The organism is Bacillus hominis (assembly GCF_030348325.1).
GTDB lineage: Bacteria > Bacillota > Bacilli > Bacillales > Bacillaceae_G > Bacillus_A > Bacillus_A hominis.
Window position 1 is genome coordinate 3823858 of sequence record NZ_JAUCFS010000005.1, and the last position, 17960, is coordinate 3841817.

Annotated in this window: 20 protein-coding genes and 2 riboswitches; of the genes, 6 read left to right on the forward strand and 14 right to left on the reverse strand. The window is 35.8% G+C overall.

The window, feature by feature from the left end:
• Positions 1-82: 82 nt before the first annotated feature.
• Positions 83-490, reverse strand: a complete 408-nt coding sequence (locus QUF93_RS22405) for a hypothetical protein (protein WP_289360230.1) — start codon at positions 488-490, stop codon at positions 83-85.
• A gap of 88 nt (positions 491-578) precedes the next feature.
• Positions 579-794: a DUF3912 family protein gene (locus tag QUF93_RS22410; RefSeq protein ID WP_113935582.1), complete on the reverse strand. Its 216-nt coding sequence runs from the start codon at positions 792-794 to the stop codon at positions 579-581.
• Between the two features lie 252 nt (positions 795-1046).
• On the opposite strand from QUF93_RS22410, the gene QUF93_RS22415 reads away from it, so the two are divergent.
• The gene (locus tag QUF93_RS22415; RefSeq protein ID WP_289360231.1) at positions 1047-1358 is read left to right on the forward strand and encodes a hypothetical protein; all 312 of its coding nucleotides are present in this window, start codon (positions 1047-1049) and stop codon (positions 1356-1358) included.
• A 34-nt stretch (positions 1359-1392) separates the two neighbouring features.
• Here QUF93_RS22415 and QUF93_RS22420 read toward each other — a convergent pair whose 3' ends face one another.
• From QUF93_RS22420 to QUF93_RS22445, 6 genes are all read right to left on the reverse strand, one after another.
• Positions 1393-1881 (reverse strand): hypothetical protein, encoded by a 489-nt coding sequence (locus QUF93_RS22420; protein ID WP_289360232.1) that lies wholly within the window; start codon positions 1879-1881, stop codon positions 1393-1395.
• A 79-nt stretch (positions 1882-1960) separates the two neighbouring features.
• Complete coding sequence (locus QUF93_RS22425) at positions 1961-2335, reverse strand: nucleoside 2-deoxyribosyltransferase (RefSeq protein WP_289360233.1); 375 nt, start codon at positions 2333-2335, stop codon at positions 1961-1963.
• Between the two features lie 98 nt (positions 2336-2433).
• Positions 2434-2676: a DUF3966 domain-containing protein gene (locus tag QUF93_RS22430; RefSeq protein ID WP_085960924.1), complete on the reverse strand. Its 243-nt coding sequence runs from the start codon at positions 2674-2676 to the stop codon at positions 2434-2436.
• Between the two features lie 95 nt (positions 2677-2771).
• Positions 2772-3830: an undecaprenyldiphospho-muramoylpentapeptide beta-N-acetylglucosaminyltransferase gene (gene murG / locus QUF93_RS22435; RefSeq protein WP_289360235.1), complete on the reverse strand. Its 1059-nt coding sequence runs from the start codon at positions 3828-3830 to the stop codon at positions 2772-2774.
• Between the two features lie 18 nt (positions 3831-3848).
• A complete protein-coding gene (gene metH, locus QUF93_RS22440) occupies positions 3849-7247 on the reverse strand; it encodes a methionine synthase (RefSeq protein ID WP_289375814.1) in 3399 nt (1132 codons plus the stop codon).
• Positions 7247-9079, reverse strand: coding sequence for a bifunctional homocysteine S-methyltransferase/methylenetetrahydrofolate reductase (locus QUF93_RS22445; protein ID WP_289360237.1), 1833 nt, complete (start codon positions 9077-9079; stop codon positions 7247-7249). Before QUF93_RS22445 ends, metH begins: the two co-directional genes overlap by 1 nt.
• A gap of 69 nt (positions 9080-9148) precedes the next feature.
• Positions 9149-9258, reverse strand: a riboswitch (SAM riboswitch).
• 203 nt (positions 9259-9461) lie between these two features.
• Positions 9462-9575: riboswitch (SAM riboswitch) on the forward strand.
• Positions 9576-9760: 185 nt separating this feature from the next.
• Between QUF93_RS22445 and metI the strand changes: the two genes are divergently transcribed.
• From metI to QUF93_RS22465, 4 genes are all read left to right on the forward strand, one after another.
• A complete protein-coding gene (metI, locus tag QUF93_RS22450; RefSeq protein ID WP_215596895.1) occupies positions 9761-10873 on the forward strand; it encodes a cystathionine gamma-synthase/O-acetylhomoserine thiolyase in 1113 nt (370 codons plus the stop codon).
• The gene (gene metC, locus QUF93_RS22455) at positions 10870-12033 is read left to right on the forward strand and encodes a cystathionine beta-lyase (protein WP_289360238.1); all 1164 of its coding nucleotides are present in this window, start codon (positions 10870-10872) and stop codon (positions 12031-12033) included. The genes metI and metC overlap by 4 nt, the downstream gene beginning before the upstream one ends.
• A 169-nt stretch (positions 12034-12202) precedes the next feature.
• The gene (locus QUF93_RS22460) at positions 12203-12715 is read left to right on the forward strand and encodes a cysteine hydrolase family protein (RefSeq protein WP_289360239.1); all 513 of its coding nucleotides are present in this window, start codon (positions 12203-12205) and stop codon (positions 12713-12715) included.
• 428 nt (positions 12716-13143) lie between these two features.
• A complete protein-coding gene (locus QUF93_RS22465; RefSeq protein WP_000894375.1) occupies positions 13144-13434 on the forward strand; it encodes an ArsR/SmtB family transcription factor in 291 nt (96 codons plus the stop codon).
• Positions 13435-13582: 148 nt separating this feature from the next.
• Here the strand turns inward: QUF93_RS22465 and QUF93_RS22470 are convergent, their stop codons facing one another.
• Together QUF93_RS22470 and QUF93_RS22475 are read right to left on the reverse strand one after the other, a co-directional pair.
• Positions 13583-14695, reverse strand: coding sequence for a class I SAM-dependent methyltransferase (locus QUF93_RS22470; RefSeq protein ID WP_088060016.1), 1113 nt, complete (start codon positions 14693-14695; stop codon positions 13583-13585).
• A gap of 9 nt (positions 14696-14704) precedes the next feature.
• The gene (locus QUF93_RS22475) at positions 14705-15334 is read right to left on the reverse strand and encodes an MBL fold metallo-hydrolase (protein ID WP_289360241.1); all 630 of its coding nucleotides are present in this window, start codon (positions 15332-15334) and stop codon (positions 14705-14707) included.
• A 170-nt stretch (positions 15335-15504) separates the two neighbouring features.
• Between QUF93_RS22475 and QUF93_RS22480 the strand changes: the two genes are divergently transcribed.
• The gene (locus tag QUF93_RS22480; RefSeq protein ID WP_000524847.1) at positions 15505-15678 is read left to right on the forward strand and encodes a DUF2759 domain-containing protein; all 174 of its coding nucleotides are present in this window, start codon (positions 15505-15507) and stop codon (positions 15676-15678) included.
• Between the two features lie 80 nt (positions 15679-15758).
• Here the strand turns inward: QUF93_RS22480 and glcK are convergent, their stop codons facing one another.
• From glcK to rpmG, 4 genes are all read right to left on the reverse strand, one after another.
• Complete coding sequence (glcK, locus tag QUF93_RS22485; RefSeq protein WP_002145726.1) at positions 15759-16742, reverse strand: glucokinase; 984 nt, start codon at positions 16740-16742, stop codon at positions 15759-15761.
• Positions 16743-16761: 19 nt separating this feature from the next.
• Positions 16762-16962, reverse strand: a complete 201-nt coding sequence (locus tag QUF93_RS22490) for a YqgQ family protein (protein ID WP_002173470.1) — start codon at positions 16960-16962, stop codon at positions 16762-16764.
• Between the two features lie 103 nt (positions 16963-17065).
• Positions 17066-17644 (reverse strand): 5-formyltetrahydrofolate cyclo-ligase, encoded by a 579-nt coding sequence (locus QUF93_RS22495; RefSeq protein WP_289360243.1) that lies wholly within the window; start codon positions 17642-17644, stop codon positions 17066-17068.
• 105 nt (positions 17645-17749) lie between these two features.
• The gene (gene rpmG / locus QUF93_RS22500) at positions 17750-17899 is read right to left on the reverse strand and encodes a 50S ribosomal protein L33 (protein ID WP_001265616.1); all 150 of its coding nucleotides are present in this window, start codon (positions 17897-17899) and stop codon (positions 17750-17752) included.
• Positions 17900-17960: the final 61 nt, after the last annotated feature.

Consider the following 17960-nt stretch of genomic DNA (forward strand, 5'->3'; position numbering starts at 1 on the left):
ATAAAGCTCTACCGATTACTTCAGCCATGATAACAACATCACCTATATATCTATTAATTTCTTATAAATAAAAGACGAATTATTATTCCGCATCTGCAAACTGTAAAAACTCTTCCAACCGCTCCTTTAACTCCTCCTCTATCTCACAATATGATTCATCAACAAGTTCACCCCTTAACTTACTCCCAAAAACCCTCATTTGAAGTGGCATTCCTAAAAAATAATTACTACATTCCCAGATAGGAACTGTGTAAAATTCAATCATCGCTCCTTCTTCATCTAATACAGCTATCGAAATGGATGAAGAATATCCTGCTTCAAAAGAATTTTCTTTATCTCTGATGAGTTCCATAAATAGTTCCATGTTTTTTTCTATGTATAAGTGTGAATAATCTTTAAAAAGTTTAAGTGATATTCTCTCTATTTCATTTTCCATACTTTGAATCTTCTCTTTCAACTCCAATGTAAACTCCTGTTCTTTATATTTCATTTCCGCCTCCTTAATCATGGAAAAAGAGAATACAATTTTGTATTCTCTTTTTCTCAAATGTATTTTATTATCTCACAGCCCGTCCCTTTTACAAATAACCATTCTGCTCGCACCATTTATGAAATTGTCCTACATCTACTCCAACTAACACGATATCCTTTAGCTCTACAGCAATACTTTGTTCCCCAATTACAATAGCAAAGTGGGATTCTAATTGTTTTTCATTTTTTTTTACAGTTCCAATTCGGTTCCGATGCGGCCCATCTTTTATATATGCTTTTTGTCCTACAATATCAAAGTTCAAGATTCTCACCTCTTTTACTGCGCTCAAATTGGAAATACAATCTCCACCTCGGAAAATTTCCTTTCATTGCACTATTTCTCTATATATATGACGAAACAATAAAAGAGTCCTTCCTTCTTTACAATTATTTTTTCTTTGTTTCATTTTTATGATTAAAACGTAAAGTTTATAATAAAATACACTTGGAAGCGCTTTCTGTGTAATTTTTTATGCTATAATATAAAAGTAGAACTTCGTAAAGAGGGTTAAAAAATGAATACAAAAATGATTAACAAAGTAATTGAAGCATTAAAAGTATATGGCTTTCAGGATGTATCATTCTGTGAAGAAACGAAGCAATTTTTATTTCATAACGAAACCGATATTATGAGCGGCTATGCAGAAATAACATATAGTAGTCAATTCGAAAAATTTAACGTACAAATTCATCCAATTGAAACGCATCACCAAGCAGAGTTACAAGAGGTTGAAAGACATATACAAGCTTGTATACGAAAAGTAGAGTATTTAAATGCACTTCTTACTGGACAAACAAAGCTAGATGATAAAATTATGATTATGTAAAAAAAAGAACGTGATATCCTCACGTTCTTTTTCTTTATATGTTCATCTTTTCTTTCAGTTGTAATCCTGTAATGGATTGTAATACATCCATTACCTCTCCTAAAGTCATATCAAAAATCGTTTTATCTTCTATGTATGGGAACTGTCTAAAACGCTTTTCTAACATTTTCACCGCATCCGATGTGAAATTTGCGCTATCAATACCAAATTCTGTTTCAAGAAGCACGATCCAATCTAACACATGAAAACCTAATCCATTTACGAATGAAATAAGTTTTTCTTCTGGCTGTGAAGATAAGAATACGTTTCGCTCCATCTCACTAAAAAGTTCTTCTCCTAAAATTCCTGCTAACTCATCATCATGTTCGCGTTCAATAATCTCTTCATAGCCGTAATCATCCACAAGCTCTTCTACTTCTTCACTATCTGCAAAAAGCAATTGGCTAAGAAGCGCATCTTTCTTAAATTCACTCTTTTGTACCACTTCTAAAAAACTCGTTTCCCATCCATTTTCTAATTTCATATTTATAACTCCTTTATATGCTTTACTTATAATAACTGTGCCCAAAAGATCCCTTTTATAACCTTTTAGGTAATTACTATTATTCCATATGCTTCATAACATAAGATGCGAACTCAGCTGCATCTCCTTCAAAAATATTTATCTCTGGTAAATGATAAAACGTAGTTTGCAGTGGGTTTCCTTCATGATAAATATATACCTTTTTCTCTAGCGCAATCGCCATTCCAAACTCTGTATGACTTCCATTTCCGCCATCTAGTATAAGTAAAAAGACATCAGCTTCTCGGATCGCTTTTTGTTCTTCTTCACCAAGTTTTTGCAATTGTTCTCTATTAGTTGCTCTTTCATTTTTCGTCCAATCATATGTATGATGCCATCCTACTTCTTTCAACTGGCTTGATATGAAACGTACAAGATGCTTATTTTGAAATCCTGAAGCAATATAAAATTTCATTTATACTCACTCCTTAAATATACATGGGGAAACTCCGTTTTAGCGTTAATAGGATTTTTTTCAAAAAAAAATCCCCATCTTTAGAACTTATTTGCGTTTCAATGATGGGGTGCCTCATGATCTTCTTTTATTTTTTGTTTTTTATAACTTTCATCAGCTAACATTTCTAGTTCAGCTGTTATTTCTGATTTTTCAAGTTCTCGTTCTTGTGAAAATTTCCGTGAAATATAAACAATAACACTACCAACGTACAACACAAAGCATATAATAAGTGCAGTATTTTCATAGAGACTTAGCTCCAACACAGTCACTCCTAATCCATTCGTATTTTCACGCTTAATCAATTGGAATTTCCCTATTAACCATTTGTTATTGTACCATAAAAATATCAATTCTTGGAATCTTTCATCCTATTAAAAAAGGCATGATTATATAATCATGCCTCTGAAATATGTTGAATGATAGTTTTAATTGCTTCTTTTCCATTATATTTTTTTAATGCTGTTTTATACGTCTCATTATTATGAGATAGCTCCTCTATATGCTTTGTAAGCGCGTTTACCGTTACATCCTCTTCATATAATACCGATGCATACCCTTGTCTTTCAAAGGATTCCGCATTTAAAATTTGGTCTCCACGGCTTGCAAATTTCGATAACGGAATTAAAACCATTGGCTTTTGCAATGTTAAAAACTCAAAAATTGCATTGGAGCCCGCACGCGAAATAACAAAATCTGTTGCCGCTAATATATCTGGCAACTCCCCATGTACATATTCAAACTGTCTATATCCTTCTTTATTCTGTAAACTTTCATCGAGATTACCTTTTCCGCAGAGATGAACAATTTGATACTTTTTAAGAAGTTCTGACAACGCCTCTCGAACTGTTTCATTAATTTTCTTCGCACCTAAACTTCCTCCCATGATCGTAATAACCGGCTTTTTACGTGAAAACCCTAGAAACTCTAAACCTCTTTCACGATTTCCGCTTACTACGTCTTCACGTACAGGCGATCCTGTATATACTACTTTCTCTTTTGGTAAGTGCTTCGCAGCTTCTTCAAATGTAACAAATATTTTCGAGGCAAAACGGAGCGCAATTTTATTTGCTAGTCCAGGTGTCATATCAGATTCATGTAGTAAAACTGGCACCCTATTTAACCATCCTCCAATTACGACTGGTACAGATACGAAACCACCTTTTGAAAAAATAACATCCGGTTTTAGTTTACGAATTGTTACGTACGCATCCATAACACCCTTCATCACGAGAAAAGGATCTTTTATATTTTTTAAATCAAAATAACGACGTAGCTTCCCGCTTGCAATACTATGGTACGGAATACCTTCCTTTTCTATAATCGTTTTCTCAATTCCTTGATGAGAACCAATGTAAGAGATGTCCCAATTTTGTTCTTGTAAATGTGGAATAATGGCCAAATTAGGTGTTACATGCCCTGCTGAACCGCCACCTGTAAAGACTATTTTTTTCATACGTCTCCCCCTTCTACACTATAGTACACTAAAATACCTTGCCTCAGGGTGAGAAAATACCATAGCCGTTACAGACGCTTCTGGCTCCATCATAAATCCTTCTGTTAATGTAATACCTATTTCCTCTGGATGAATTAAGCGAAACAATTTTTCTTGGTCAGCAAGTTCTGGACATGCTGGATAACCAAATGACACGCGTATTCCTCTATATTTTGTGCGGAAACGCTCCTCCATCGTCAGTTCAGGCGAATCTGGAATGCCCCAGCGGTCACGAATAAGCATATGTGTTTTTTCAGCAAGTCCTTCTGCTAATTCAAGTGCTAACGATTGAATTGCATGACTGCGTAAATAATCTCCCTTCGCCTTCCATTCCTCTGCAATATCTCGAACTCCTTCTCCAACGGTAACAGATAAGAAAGCGACATAATCCATCTCATCTCCAATAGGGCGTATATAATCTCCTAAAGTACGGTATGGCGCTTTCCCTTGTCTCGGAAATTCAAATCGCTCTATAATACGTGTGTGATCTTCCGGATCGTATATAATTATATTTTGTCCATCACTTTGCGCCGGGAAAAATTGATACACCGCTTTTGGACGTAACCAAGATTGTCCTTCTTGTAATAATTCATCAATTAAATCATTTAGCTCATGCGCTCTTTTATCCCCTTCTTGCAGGAGTTTTTTTACGTTTCCTTTTAATCCAAGGTGATGTCCAAGTAGCATTTGTCTATTTAAAAACGGCGCGAGATGTGCAACTGGAATATCGCGTAATACAATTCGTTTTGTTGAATCAGGTATCATAACCTCCGCCTTGAGTAATGGCTCAATTACTGCTGGAATTTCCACTTTCTTCTCTTCTTTTTTTACGATATGAAGATGACGTTCTTTTTTATCCTGTTTCATCTTCTCACGTTCTTCTTCTTTTTGAAGCTTATTAATAATATCAAGCCCCGTCATAACATCACTCGCATAGCATACGAGCCCTTTATATGATGGAGAAATACGATTATCTGTAAATTTTCTCGTTAGCGCTGCACCACCGACAACGATTGGAATATCAATATTTGCCGCTTTTAAATCTTCAGCTGTTGTTACCATTTGTTGGGCTGATTTTACTAGCAAGCCTGAAAGACCAATAATATCAGGCTTCTTCTCTTGTACTTCTTGAACAATTCGATCCGAACGAACATTAATCCCTAAATTAATAATTTCATATCCGTTATTTGATAAAATAATTTCAACGAGATTTTTCCCAATATCATGTACGTCACCTTTTACAGTCGCTAATAACACTTTCCCTTTTTTCGCACTATCACTAGATTCCATATGTGGCTCTAAATAACTTACGGCAGCTTTCATACTTTCAGCACTTTGCAATACTTCAGCAACGATAAGCTCATTACCATTAAATAATCGTCCCACCTCATCCATTCCTGTCATAAGCGGCCCGTTAATAATATCCAGAGGTTTTCGTCCTTCTGTAAGCGCGAGACTTAGATCTTCTTGTAGTCCTTGCTTCGTACCTTCTACAATATAGTTTGCCAGTCGTTCATCAAGCGTTAGCGTTTCTTGTGTAGCGACTTCTTTCTTTTTGGCAACACGATAAAAGTTTGTAAATTCTTCTAACGTCTCTTTCGTCGTTTCAAATAATAATGCATCTGCAAGACGTTTTTCTTCCTCTGGAATTGACGCATAGCGTTCTAATTTTTCCGTGTTAACAATCGCATAATCTAATCCTGCTTTCGTTGCATGGTATAAAAAGACAGAGTTTAATACTTCACGTCCAGCTGGTGGTAAACCAAAAGATATGTTACTCACACCTAGAATCGTTAAACATTCTGGTAACGCTTCTTTAATAAGACGAATTCCTTCTATAGTCGCTGCCGCTGAACCTATATATTCTTCATCACCTGTTCCTACAGGAAACACAAGCGCATCAAAAATAATATCAGATGGGCGTATACCATACTTCTTCGTTAGTAATTCATAGCTTCTTTTAGCAATCTCTATCTTTCTTTCTGCACTAACTGCCATACCATCTTCATCAATTGTCCCTACAACTATCGCAGCACCGTATTTCCGAAGAAGGGGTGTCACTTTTTCAAAACGTTCTTCTCCATCCTCTAAATTAATAGAATTGATAACACCTTTTCCTTGAATATAAGTAAGAGCTTTCGCCATAACATTTTCATCTGTTGAATCAATCATAATAGGTACTTTTAACACTTTCGTAACTTCTGCCAGGAATCTTTCCATATCTTCTATTTCATCACGATCAGGGTCTGCCATACAAATATCAATAATATGAGCATTTTTCTTCACTTGCGCTCTTGCCACTTCAGCAGCCTCTTCAAATTTCCCTTCTGCTACTAATCTTTTAAACTTACGCGATCCAATTACGTTCGTCCTTTCTCCAACAAATAAAGGTCTCATAGAATCATCGTATTGCAACGCTTCTAGCCCACTAATTCCATGTCCAACCCTTTCATGATGCTCACGAGGATTAATCGAGGCAAGCGCCGATTTCATTGCACTTATATGTTCTGGTGTTGTGCCACAACAACCACCAATAATATTAATCCATCCTTCTTCAGCAAATCGCTTCACTTTTTCAGCAAGGGAAGATGGAGATTCATGATAATGTCCATCTTCATCAGGAAGACCAGCGTTTGGATAACAGGAAATATAACACTCCGATAAATCAGATAGAGAACGAATATGTTCCCTCATAAATTCTGGACCTGTAGCACAGTTTAATCCAACCGATAATGGCTTCATATGCTCTACCGATAAATAAAAGGCTTCGATCGTTTGACCCGCTAAAGTCGTTCCCATCGGTTCAATTGTTCCGGAAATCATAATAGGTACTATTTTGTTTAGTTCTTCAAACGCCGATTGAATTCCAAGGTAAGCAGCTTTCACATTACGCATATCTTGACTCGTCTCAACGAGTAATACATCAACTTCTCCTCTTAATAATCCTCTCGCTTGCCTTGTATATGCTTCGATTAACTCTTCAAAAGTCACACCGCCTGTAACACTAATTGCTTTCGTCGTTGGTCCCATCGCTCCCGCAACATATACTTCTTTCCCACTTTCTTTGACCGCTTGCTTCGCCAAAAGCGCTGCCCTTTCGTTTAACTCTTCATCTAAATGAGACAATGCATAATCACTTAATACAATATTCGTTGCACCAAAAGTATTCGTTTCAATAATATCTGCTCCAGCTTCAATGTAGACTTTATGAATATTTAAAATAACATCCGGTCTTGTTTTTACTAAATATTCATTACAACCTTCATATTCTTCTCCTCCAAAATCTTCCGCTGTTAAGTCTTCTTGCTGGATCATCGTTCCCATTGCACCATCTAATATTAAAATTTCATGTTGTAATCTCTCTTCTATTCGTTTCATCAATTAATACCCTCTTTCATTTCTTGCTTTTCTCTCACATATTTCACGAGATGTTCTGTAATTTCATATTTTAAAAACGGCGTAATAAGATAAATACCGTTAAAATATTTCATTGCCGCATCGATCAACTCTTGTGAAATACGAATTCCTTCCTCAATAGCAGCCTCTTTCGTTTCATGTCCATCCATTCTTTGTCTTATCTCTTCTGGAAGAGTAATACCCGGCACTTCAAAATGAAGAAAATCTGCATTCCGCTTACTTACTAACGGCATAATTCCAATAAAGATTGGTTGTTCCAAATGCTTTGTCGCTTCATATACTTCTTTAATTAAAGCTACATCATAAATCGGCTGAGTTAAGAAATATTCTGCTCCAGCATCTATTTTTCGTTCCATTCGTTTTACCGCTGCTTTTAAATGCCTTACATGAGGATTGAATGCCCCACCGACAGAAAACCTTGTTGCCGGACCAATTGATTTCCCTAAAATAGAGCGACCGTCGTTCATCTCTTTAATCATTTTAATTAGCTCTATAGATGACAAATCATATACAGAAGTTGCACCTGGAAAATCACCAACGCGCGCTGGATCACCAGTTAAAGCTAGCACTTCCTCCATACCTAATGCTGATAATCCAAGCAAGTGAGACTGTAGTCCAATGACGTTATGATCTCTACACGTTAAGTGCGTCAATACTGGAATATCATGCTTCGTTAATAATGCACCCATAGCCATATTCGAAACACGAGGAGATGCTAATGAATTATCTGCTAGAGTAATAGCATCCGCTCCAGCCCTTTTCAGTGCTCTTGCCCCTTCAAAAAATCGCTGCGTGTCTAACGTTTTCGGTGGATCTAATTCCACTACAACTGTCGTTTGTTTCTTTGCCTTCTCTGCGAGAGTAACATGAGCTCTCGAACGCTTCTCGTGTGTATGGACCACTTTAGGCCTTTGAATCGTCTCCTTTGCTATTACAGGTGTAATATTTGCAATAGCACGTTTCATTCCTGCAATATGTTCCGGGGTAGTACCACAACAACCGCCTAATAAACGAATACCTTGTTCAATAAATTTTGGTGTCATCTCTTCAAAATATGCTGGACTTCCCTCGTACACATAACGCCCTTCCACATAATTCGGGAGACCTGCATTCGGATATGCTGATAAGTAGCCATTTTGAGGAATCGATATCATTTTGAAAGCTTCCGTCATATGAAGTGGCCCTAGTTGACAGTTCAATCCAACAACATTGGCACCGTAGTCTAAAAGCTGTTTTAATATTTCATTGACATCATTCCCATTTTGAGTCGTACCTGCCTCATGTAACGCTAACTGAGCAACAATCGGAATATTCGTTTGTTTACGCAATACTTTAACGGCATGCAATAATTCAAATTCATCATAAAAAGTTTCTAATAGTAATCCATCAACCTGTTCTTCTAGTAAAGTACCTGCCTGCTCAAGTAACATAAATTCTCGCTCTATGTCAGTCGTTGTAACAGCACCAATATGTTTCATACCTCCAATTGTCCCTAAAATTGCATTCCGCTCTGTTACTGATGCTTTCGCAAGCTTCACTGCCGCTCTATTAATTTGGACAACTTGATTTTCTAATCCATACATACGTAATTTCGCTTCATTTGCCCCATACGTATTCGTTTGAATAACATCCGCTCCAGCAGCTACATATTGTTTATGGATTGATATAATTAAGTCCGGATCAGACAAATTCAATTCTTCAAAACTACTTTGTAAACCATGCGAATGTAATAAAGTTCCAACCGCACCATCGCCTATTACAATTCCTTTTGATAATAAATCTAGTAATTTCACGAATCTCCCTCATTTCTATCAATATAAAAACCCCTCTTCAAAGTGAAGAGGGGGACATAATCGTTCCTCCTCTTATTATGCAAAACACACGTTTTGCAGGTTTTAGCACCGTTTCAAACATTTAGTTTGAAGGTTGCCGGGTTTCACAGGGCCTTTCCCTCCACCGCTCTCAATAAGAGTTTGTCTTTATTATTTTATTTATGTAGCTAAAAGGAAATGCGTTCCCCTTTTAACAATGTTTGTTAATTTTTTATAAATTTAGCATGCACAAAAATAAAAGTCAATGACACTTGCGGAAAATTAAAAAAATATTTAAAATAAAGTTGCAATTCAATTATCTTTTGTTGTAAAGTTAAAAACATAATAAAATTTCATACGAACATTCTTATCTAGAGAGGTAGAGGGACTGGCCCTGTGACGCCTCAGCAACCATTAACGTTCATTCGTTAATAAGGTGCTAATTCCAGCAAATTGTGAAAGATTTGACAGATGAGAAGAAGACTCTATTCAAAACGAAAGCCTTCTTCTTAGAAGGCTTTTTTTATTTTACCCCGCATTAACGGGCAGTAAGATTCCCACCTCAAAATTCAGCTGGAACAAAGAAGTTAGGTTGGAATCGAACTGCCCGTAAAAGCCCGATTGGTTCAACTAATTGTTAATTTAAAAAGGAGGAATTTTCATATGTCAACTATCGAAACAAAACTAGCACAAATCGGAAACCGTAGCGAAACTACAACAGGAACTGTTAATCCACCCGTTTATTTCTCAACCGCTTATCGTCACGAAGGGCTTGGTAAATCTACTGGCTTTGACTATTCAAGAACTGGAAATCCGACTCGTGGTCTATTAGAACAGGCAATCGCAGACTTAGAATATGGCGAACAAGGTTATGCCTGTAGTTCAGGAATGGCAGCTGTGCTCCTCGTCCTTTCGTTATTCCGTTCTGGAGATGAACTTATTGTATCCGAGGATTTATATGGGGGAACGTATCGATTATTTTCTGAGCATGAAAAAAAGTGGAATATTCGATGTAGATACGTAAATACACAATCTATTAAACAAATTGAGAAAGCTATCACAACTGAAACAAAGGCTATTTTCATAGAAACTCCGACTAATCCACTAATGCAAGTTACTGATATCGCAAGTGTCGCAAGTGTAGCGAAAAGGCATGGACTACTTCTTATTGTAGACAACACATTCTACACGCCTTATATACAACAACCATTAACAGAAGGCGCCGATATCGTACTTCACAGTGCAACGAAATATTTAGGTGGGCATAACGATGTACTAAGCGGACTTGTCGTTGCAAAAGGAAAAGAACTTTGTGAGGAAATTGCTCATTATCATAATGCCTCAGGGGCTGTCTTAAGTCCATTTGACTCATGGCTATTAATTCGCGGTATGAAAACTTTAGCGCTTCGCATGAGACAACATGAAGAAAATGCGAAAGCAATTGTTGCTTATTTAAATGATGAAGACGGTGTGACAGATGTATTTTATCCAGGAAGAGGTGGTATGATTTCATTTCGTCTTAAAGATGAAACATGGATTAATCCATTCTTACAATCTTTATCTTTAATCACATTTGCTGAAAGTCTTGGTGGTGTAGAAAGTTTGATGACTTATCCAGCAACACAAACGCATGCTGATATTCCTGAAGAAATCAGAACGGCAAACGGGGTATGTAATCGTCTTCTACGATTCTCCGTCGGCATTGAAAATAGTAACGATTTAATCCAAGACTTAAAGCAAGCCATTAAACTTGTAAAAGAAGGTGTAAGAATATGAGTTATTCTATAGATACACTATTACTACACAACCAATATAAACACGATACACAAACAGGAGCTGTTAACGTTCCCATCTATAACACATCAACATTTCATCAGTTTGATGTAGATGCTTTCGGAAAGTATGACTATAGCCGCTCTGGAAATCCAACACGTGAAGCTCTTGAAGATATCATTGCTTTATTAGAAGGCGGGACAAAAGGATTCGCCTTTGCATCAGGTATTGCAGCGATTTCCACTGCATTTCTCCTTCTTTCACAGGGCGATCACGTACTCATTTCAGAAGACGTATATGGAGGCACTTACCGAATTATTACTGAAGTACTCTCCCGTTACGGTGTTTCACATACATTTGTTGATATGACCAATTTAGAAGAAATAAAGCAAAACATTAAACCAAATACAAAACTCTTTTATGTAGAAACACCTTCTAATCCACTTTTAAAAGTAACAGATATTCGTGCCGTTTCTAAACTTGCAAAATCTATTGGCGCTATTACTTTTGTTGATAATACATTTTTGACACCACTATTCCAGAAGCCACTTGATCTTGGCGCCGATGTCGTTCTTCATAGTGCCACAAAATTTATTGCCGGTCATAGTGATGTTACTGCCGGATTAGCGGTCGTAAAAGATGCCGAACTCGCTCAAAAAATTGGATTTTTACAAAATGCATTTGGTGCTATTTTAGGTCCTCAAGATTGTTCTCTCGTGCTTCGCGGTCTAAAAACATTGCATGTACGTCTCGAGCATTCAGCTGCAAATGCCAATAAAATTGCACATTATTTACAAGAACACGCTAAAGTTCAAAATGTCTATTATCCTGGATTACAAACACACCTTGGATTTGATATTCAACAATCTCAAGCCACATCAGCTGGAGCTGTCCTATCTTTTACTTTGCAGTCAGAAGATGCACTCCGCCAATTTTTATCAAAAGTAAAATTACCTGTTTTTGCAGTTAGTTTAGGGGCTGTCGAATCGATTCTTTCCTACCCAGCTAAAATGTCACATGCAGCACTGTCGCAAGAAGCACGTGATGAAAGAGGTATTTCCAATTCATTACTCCGTTTATCGGTTGGTCTTGAAAATGTTAACGATTTAATATCCGATTTCGAAAATGCTCTTTCTTATGTAGAAGAACCTGTAAATGCATAGAGAGAAAAGAAGATATGAAATTAAGTTTTCATATCTTCTTTTTATGCTGTCTAGCATATTTATTTTAATGTTTTTTCTTTTTGTATAGTTCATTAAAAAATAAAAGTATATCATATATTTCCAAGTAATGGATTAATTGATATATTAAGAAATAAAAGGGGGGAAAATAATGGATACTTGTGCAGATATTTTAATCGTTATCGATTTACAAAATGGGGTATGTTGTAACGGAGAGCATTTATTTGATTTACAAAACTTGCTTACAAAAGTAAATAAAAGAATTTCTTCATACAGAAAATTAAATAAACCAATCATTTTTGTTCAACATTGTGATGATGATTTAGTACCCGAAAAAGAACTTTGGGCTATTCATACCGATCTAGATGTTCAAGAACAAGATTTTTTTGTAAGAAAAACACATGCAAATTCATTTTATAAAACAAACTTAAAAGAAATTTTAGACAAATCATCTGTAAATCGTATTGAATTTTGCGGTGCCCAAACAGAGTACTGTATGGATGCTACGATTAAATTTGCTCACGGACTAGGATACGAAAACTTCATGGTTCAAAAAACAACCTCTACGTTAAATAATCCATTTATGTCCGCAAAAGAGACAATTGATTTTTATGAGAATATATGGAACCACAGATTTTTAAAGTTGCTAAAAGATGAGCTCTAGAATAAATGACTAATGGCTTGATCATTCTAAGATTTATCAGCTACACTCAATTGTTTCATTATCATCATAAAAAAGCTGATTACATCGGGCTTCTTTTAACCTGTTATATATTCTATATATAACATTATAATTCCTTTGTCATATTATTTTAAAAATTTTGTATATTCATTTGAAAGAATAAGAAAATCATGATAAAATTGTGTTACGAATATATCTATATCTTTCAATTTTTGAAACGCATCAAAATTTTCAACCAAAAATGTCATTTTACAAAACTGTGCAAATTTATCTATTTTATTTACATCAGGGTCTCTTTTCTTACAATTTCTTTACTTTAGGACTTTTTTTCTGCAACAACTGTTTTCTTTTCTTTGATTTTTTGGTATGTATAGTATGGTATAACAGCTCACACGGAGGTGGAAAAGAACATGTTAGAAACCTTTCAAAAAGAAATAGAACTATATGAAAGCAATGCAGAATTATTGAAAGTGCTTGCTCATCCTGTTCGCTTATGTATTGTAAAGGGATTAATTGAACGTGGCCCAAGCAACGTTTCTACAATGTACACAGGCTTGAACATGCCACAATCTACAATTTCACAGCATTTAGCAAAGTTAAAAAGTGCTAAAATCGTTTCTAGTGAAAGAAAAGGATTAGAAATTTACTACAAAGTAGAAAACGAAACAATTATTCAACTCGTTCGCGTATTATTAGGTTAGGGACCTATAGACAGAGAAAAAGAACGTATTCTATATTTTCCATCTCATATCTTTAATATAAATATATATCATGAGAGAAAATATATAATGCTACATACTAAACGTCGTATTAAAAAACAAGACACAGAAAATACTGTGTCTTGTTTTTTCACATGTACAAATAACGATTCAAATATAAATCTTTCATGTCTTTCGTATGTATAACAACATCGAAAGCATTACCTAATCCTCCGTTCAAAATCATAGAGCGAATAGCTCTATTTAGTTTTTGAGTTTCAGAAAAAGGGTTGGTATCTTGATGGCTGGTAAGCTGATCTAATATTCCTGCTGCTAACAAAAACTCTGATTGCTTCCTATGCCATATCGTATTAATTCCTTGTAGCTCAAAATTCACCTTCAACTCATCCCAATGAACATGCGTAGTAAGGTCCATTTCTCCTGGATATGCAAGCGGATTACGAATTAGCTTATGCTTATAATATCCTCTTAAACTTCCTTCATGATGTGCAGGATGCATCCATTCTTCTTTTGTATATCCATAATCAACTGTAATACATATACCTTTTTGAAACCATTTCGCAATCTCTTCTATATACTCTTCCATTGCAATAGACACTTCAAAACGCTGTCCTTCCGCAATATGAATGTTATATTTCAATAAGTAACGACCGATTTTTTTCTCTATCGGTCTAAATACTTCTGTAAGGTTTCCATCATCTGTATACGTGATACGTACTTCATATAAAATTCCATTTCTTTTCTCAACTACTTCAACAGGAAACGCATCAAATAATTCATTCGAAAAAATAATCCCTTCGAAAGACTCTCCTATTTCAATATAAGATGTATAATACGACACATTATCAAATGAGCAAAGACTCTCTTGCTGTAATTTTCTATGAAAAGGGCTCACTTCAATAATTGAATAGTTTAAATTGATAAAGGTTTCCGGAGATAATTGTTTCCATTCTTGTAAAACATCATAGGCAAACTTTCCTGTTCCTCCACCAATCTCACAAATATTTGGAGCAACTTCACCATTCTCAACAAGACGAATAAAAAACTTAGCAAACGTTTTTGCAAAAACAGAGGATACGTTGCTACTTGTAAAAAAATCACCTTGCCTTCCAATCTTTTCACGTTCCTTCATATAATAGCCATGTTCTTCTGTATACAATACGAGGTTCATATACGTACTATATGAAATTGAGCAATCCTTCTCTTTCCCCATCCATTCTCTTAAAATGAGCTCCATCCCCATAATAGCTCCTTATTGTAAAAATGGATTATTTTCTTTTTCAAAACCGATGCTTGTTTCTGGACCATGTCCACATAGCACCGCTGTTTCATCTGGTAATACAAATAATTTCTCTTCAATACTTCCAATTAATTCAGCAAAACTTCCACCAGGTAAATCCGTTCTTCCAATACTCATTTGGAATAATACATCTCCAGAAAATACAGCATTCGCCTCTTTGCAATAATAAGAAATGCTTCCCGGAGAGTGTCCTGGTGTTTCAAAAATTTCAAAGTTAAATGAACCGATAGTTAATCTGCCCTCTGCATCAATAATATGATCTGCTGGTTTTGCTGTAATACTGCGATTCATCATAAAAATTTGAGAGCCATTTACAGTTCCATCTCCTAACCAATCTGCTTCTTCTTTATGTACGTATACAGGAATATGGAAAGCGTCTCTCACCGCATCAACGGCACCAATATGATCAAAGTGAGCGTGTGTTAATAAAACCGCCAATGGTTTTAATTGTTCTTCTTGTAAATATGTAACGAGCTTCTCTCCTTCATGGCCAGGATCAAAGATAATACACTCATTTTGATCGTTCGTTAAAATATAAGCATTTGTTTGTAATGGGCCTAACGGCATTTGTATCCACTTCATATGAAAATCTCCTCCAGTTATTAAACTTACTTTTAATGATACAACATTTCTTTCTCTTAGGAAAAGAAAGGATGCTATCTCGACAATCATTTTTAAAACATGTACAATATAAAAGAGTAAATATTCCAAAAACTCACATTGAGGAATCGGTAGACAGAGGAGGGTATTGTATGGGCCTTGTTATTATTTTTGCGCTAGTCACTCTGTTAGCTGTATTTGCTACGCTTAGAACACTTCGCGAAAAAAACTTATTCGCGGGCGGCTTTGCAATTGCAACTGTACTCGTTTTCGGATGGTTTACGATCATGACTGTTCTATATAACGGGTACCCACCAGCAGCTTAATTCATTTACATGTTATTCTTCATCAAGATTTTGCACAAAAAGAGGAAGGGTTTCCCCTTCCTCTTTTCATATTTCACAACTTATATCATCTTCGCTTCGTATTTGTGCTTTTTTACAAGCCAAGCTCCTCCGATAACACCTGCATCATTACCAAGTATTGCAATTGCTAACTTTGTGCTCTTTACAGCACGTGAGAAAGCATATTGCTCGAAATAACGTTGAATTGGCTCTAATAGTGCATCTCCAGCTTTAGATACGCCACCACCAATTACGATTTTCTCTGGGTTCAACGTACTAGCAAGGTTCGCTACAGCTAATCCTAAATAAGAAGCTACTTTTTCCACTACTTCACCCGCTAGTTCGTCACCTTGTCCAAGCGCTTCAAACACATCTTTTGATGTAATAAGCCCTTCTTCTGCTAACATAGAACGTAAAACACTTTCTTTATCTGTCTCTTGTATTTTTTGCATAGCAACACGCACAATACCTGTTGCAGAGGCTACCGTTTCTAAGCAACCCGACTTCCCACAATTACATGGAAAAGCGTTCTCTGTAACAACTGTAATATGTCCAATCTCACCAGCAGCACCGCTTATACCATGTACAATCTCACCATTGGCGATAACACCACCACCAACACCAGTGCCAAGTGTCATACAAATTAAATCTTTTGCTCCTTCGCCAGCACCTTTCCACATTTCACCAAGCGCCGCTAAGTTTGCATCATTATCAATAACAACAGGTAATCCTGTTTCTACTTCTAGCAAGTCTTTTAACGGATAGTTTTTCCATCCTAAATTAACCGCTTCATAAATCATTCCAGATGCCACATGTACAGGACCAGGAGCTCCCATACCAATACCAATTAACTTGCTTTTTAATTCACCTAACTCTTCTAACTTTTTATCGATAGCTTTCGCTACATCAAGTGTAATATGTTTTCCTTGCTCATTTGTATTTGTAGGAATTTCCCACTTATGTAAAATTTCACCGTACACATTAATAAATGCTAATTTAATCGTTGTACCACCAAGGTCAACACCAACTAACCATTTCTCTTCCATGCCGCTTACCTACCTTTATCTAATTCTTATTTATCTCTTTTTGAATTTCTTGCTTCAATAAAAATAAAGCTGTTTGATAGTCTTGTGGATCGATTAGCTGTGATTGATTTAATTCACGCAATTCATCTTGCATTAATTGTAAATCAGCGATTCGATCACCCGTATAAATAATCGTGCCAAATTTCTTTAGCAATTGCTGAATATCATAAATGGATATCATTTTATCACCCTCTATGCTCACTTACTATAAAAAATTATAATAAGAAAACGTTCACATATTTTATTATAATCAAGAAGAAAAAGTCTCGTCAATTTTTATTTGTCTATACAAGCCCATTTATAACCATTGTTCCTTTTTCTGTAATAATTTTTTCTACATTTTTATCAAATGGCTCTACCGGAATATGTTTTACCATTTGAAAATCATAAGCTAATGATAGCGTTTTCCCTTTATAGTGCACGAGATAACGATCATAATAGCCACCGCCATATCCAATCCGTTCTCCTCGCTGTGTATAAGCTACTCCTGGCACGATAAGAAGATCAATTTCACACGCATTCACTTCTTCCGTAAGCGCTGGAATCGGTTCACATAAATTCATATATACTGTTTCTAATTGATTTAAATTACTAATTTGTCGGAAAGTCATCGTTCTTGTCCCTTTATTACACTTTGGAACAACAATTTTCTTTCCTTCTTCCCAAGCTTTTTCGATAATAGGATATGTATTCACTTCATGCTCCATCGAGAGAGTGATTCCAATTGTTTTAGCTTCAACCCACTCTTTTTGTTCATACACCGAAACTGCAATTTGTTCCGATAAAGTTGTATACTGTTCTTCAGATAAAGAATTCATGTGTTCTATTACTTGTTTGCGTAAACGTATTTTCTCTTCTTTCACACACTTTTCCCCCTTGCAGTGACACTTTACTCTACGAAGATAGTGTATCACTTTTACGTAGGAATCGCATAAAAAAAAGAAACAGTAGGAAAATATTCCTACTGCTTACTTTGTTTCACGGTGTAACGTAGACTTCTTGTCACGCTTGCAATACTTTTTAAGCTCGATACGCTCAGCGTTGTTACGTTTATTTTTCTTTGAGATATAGTTACGATCTCCGCATTCTGTACATGCTAGAGTAATATTCACACGCATTCTTATTTCCCTCCAGTCACTAATAACTTAAATCAGACTATACTATAATACCACTTTTAAA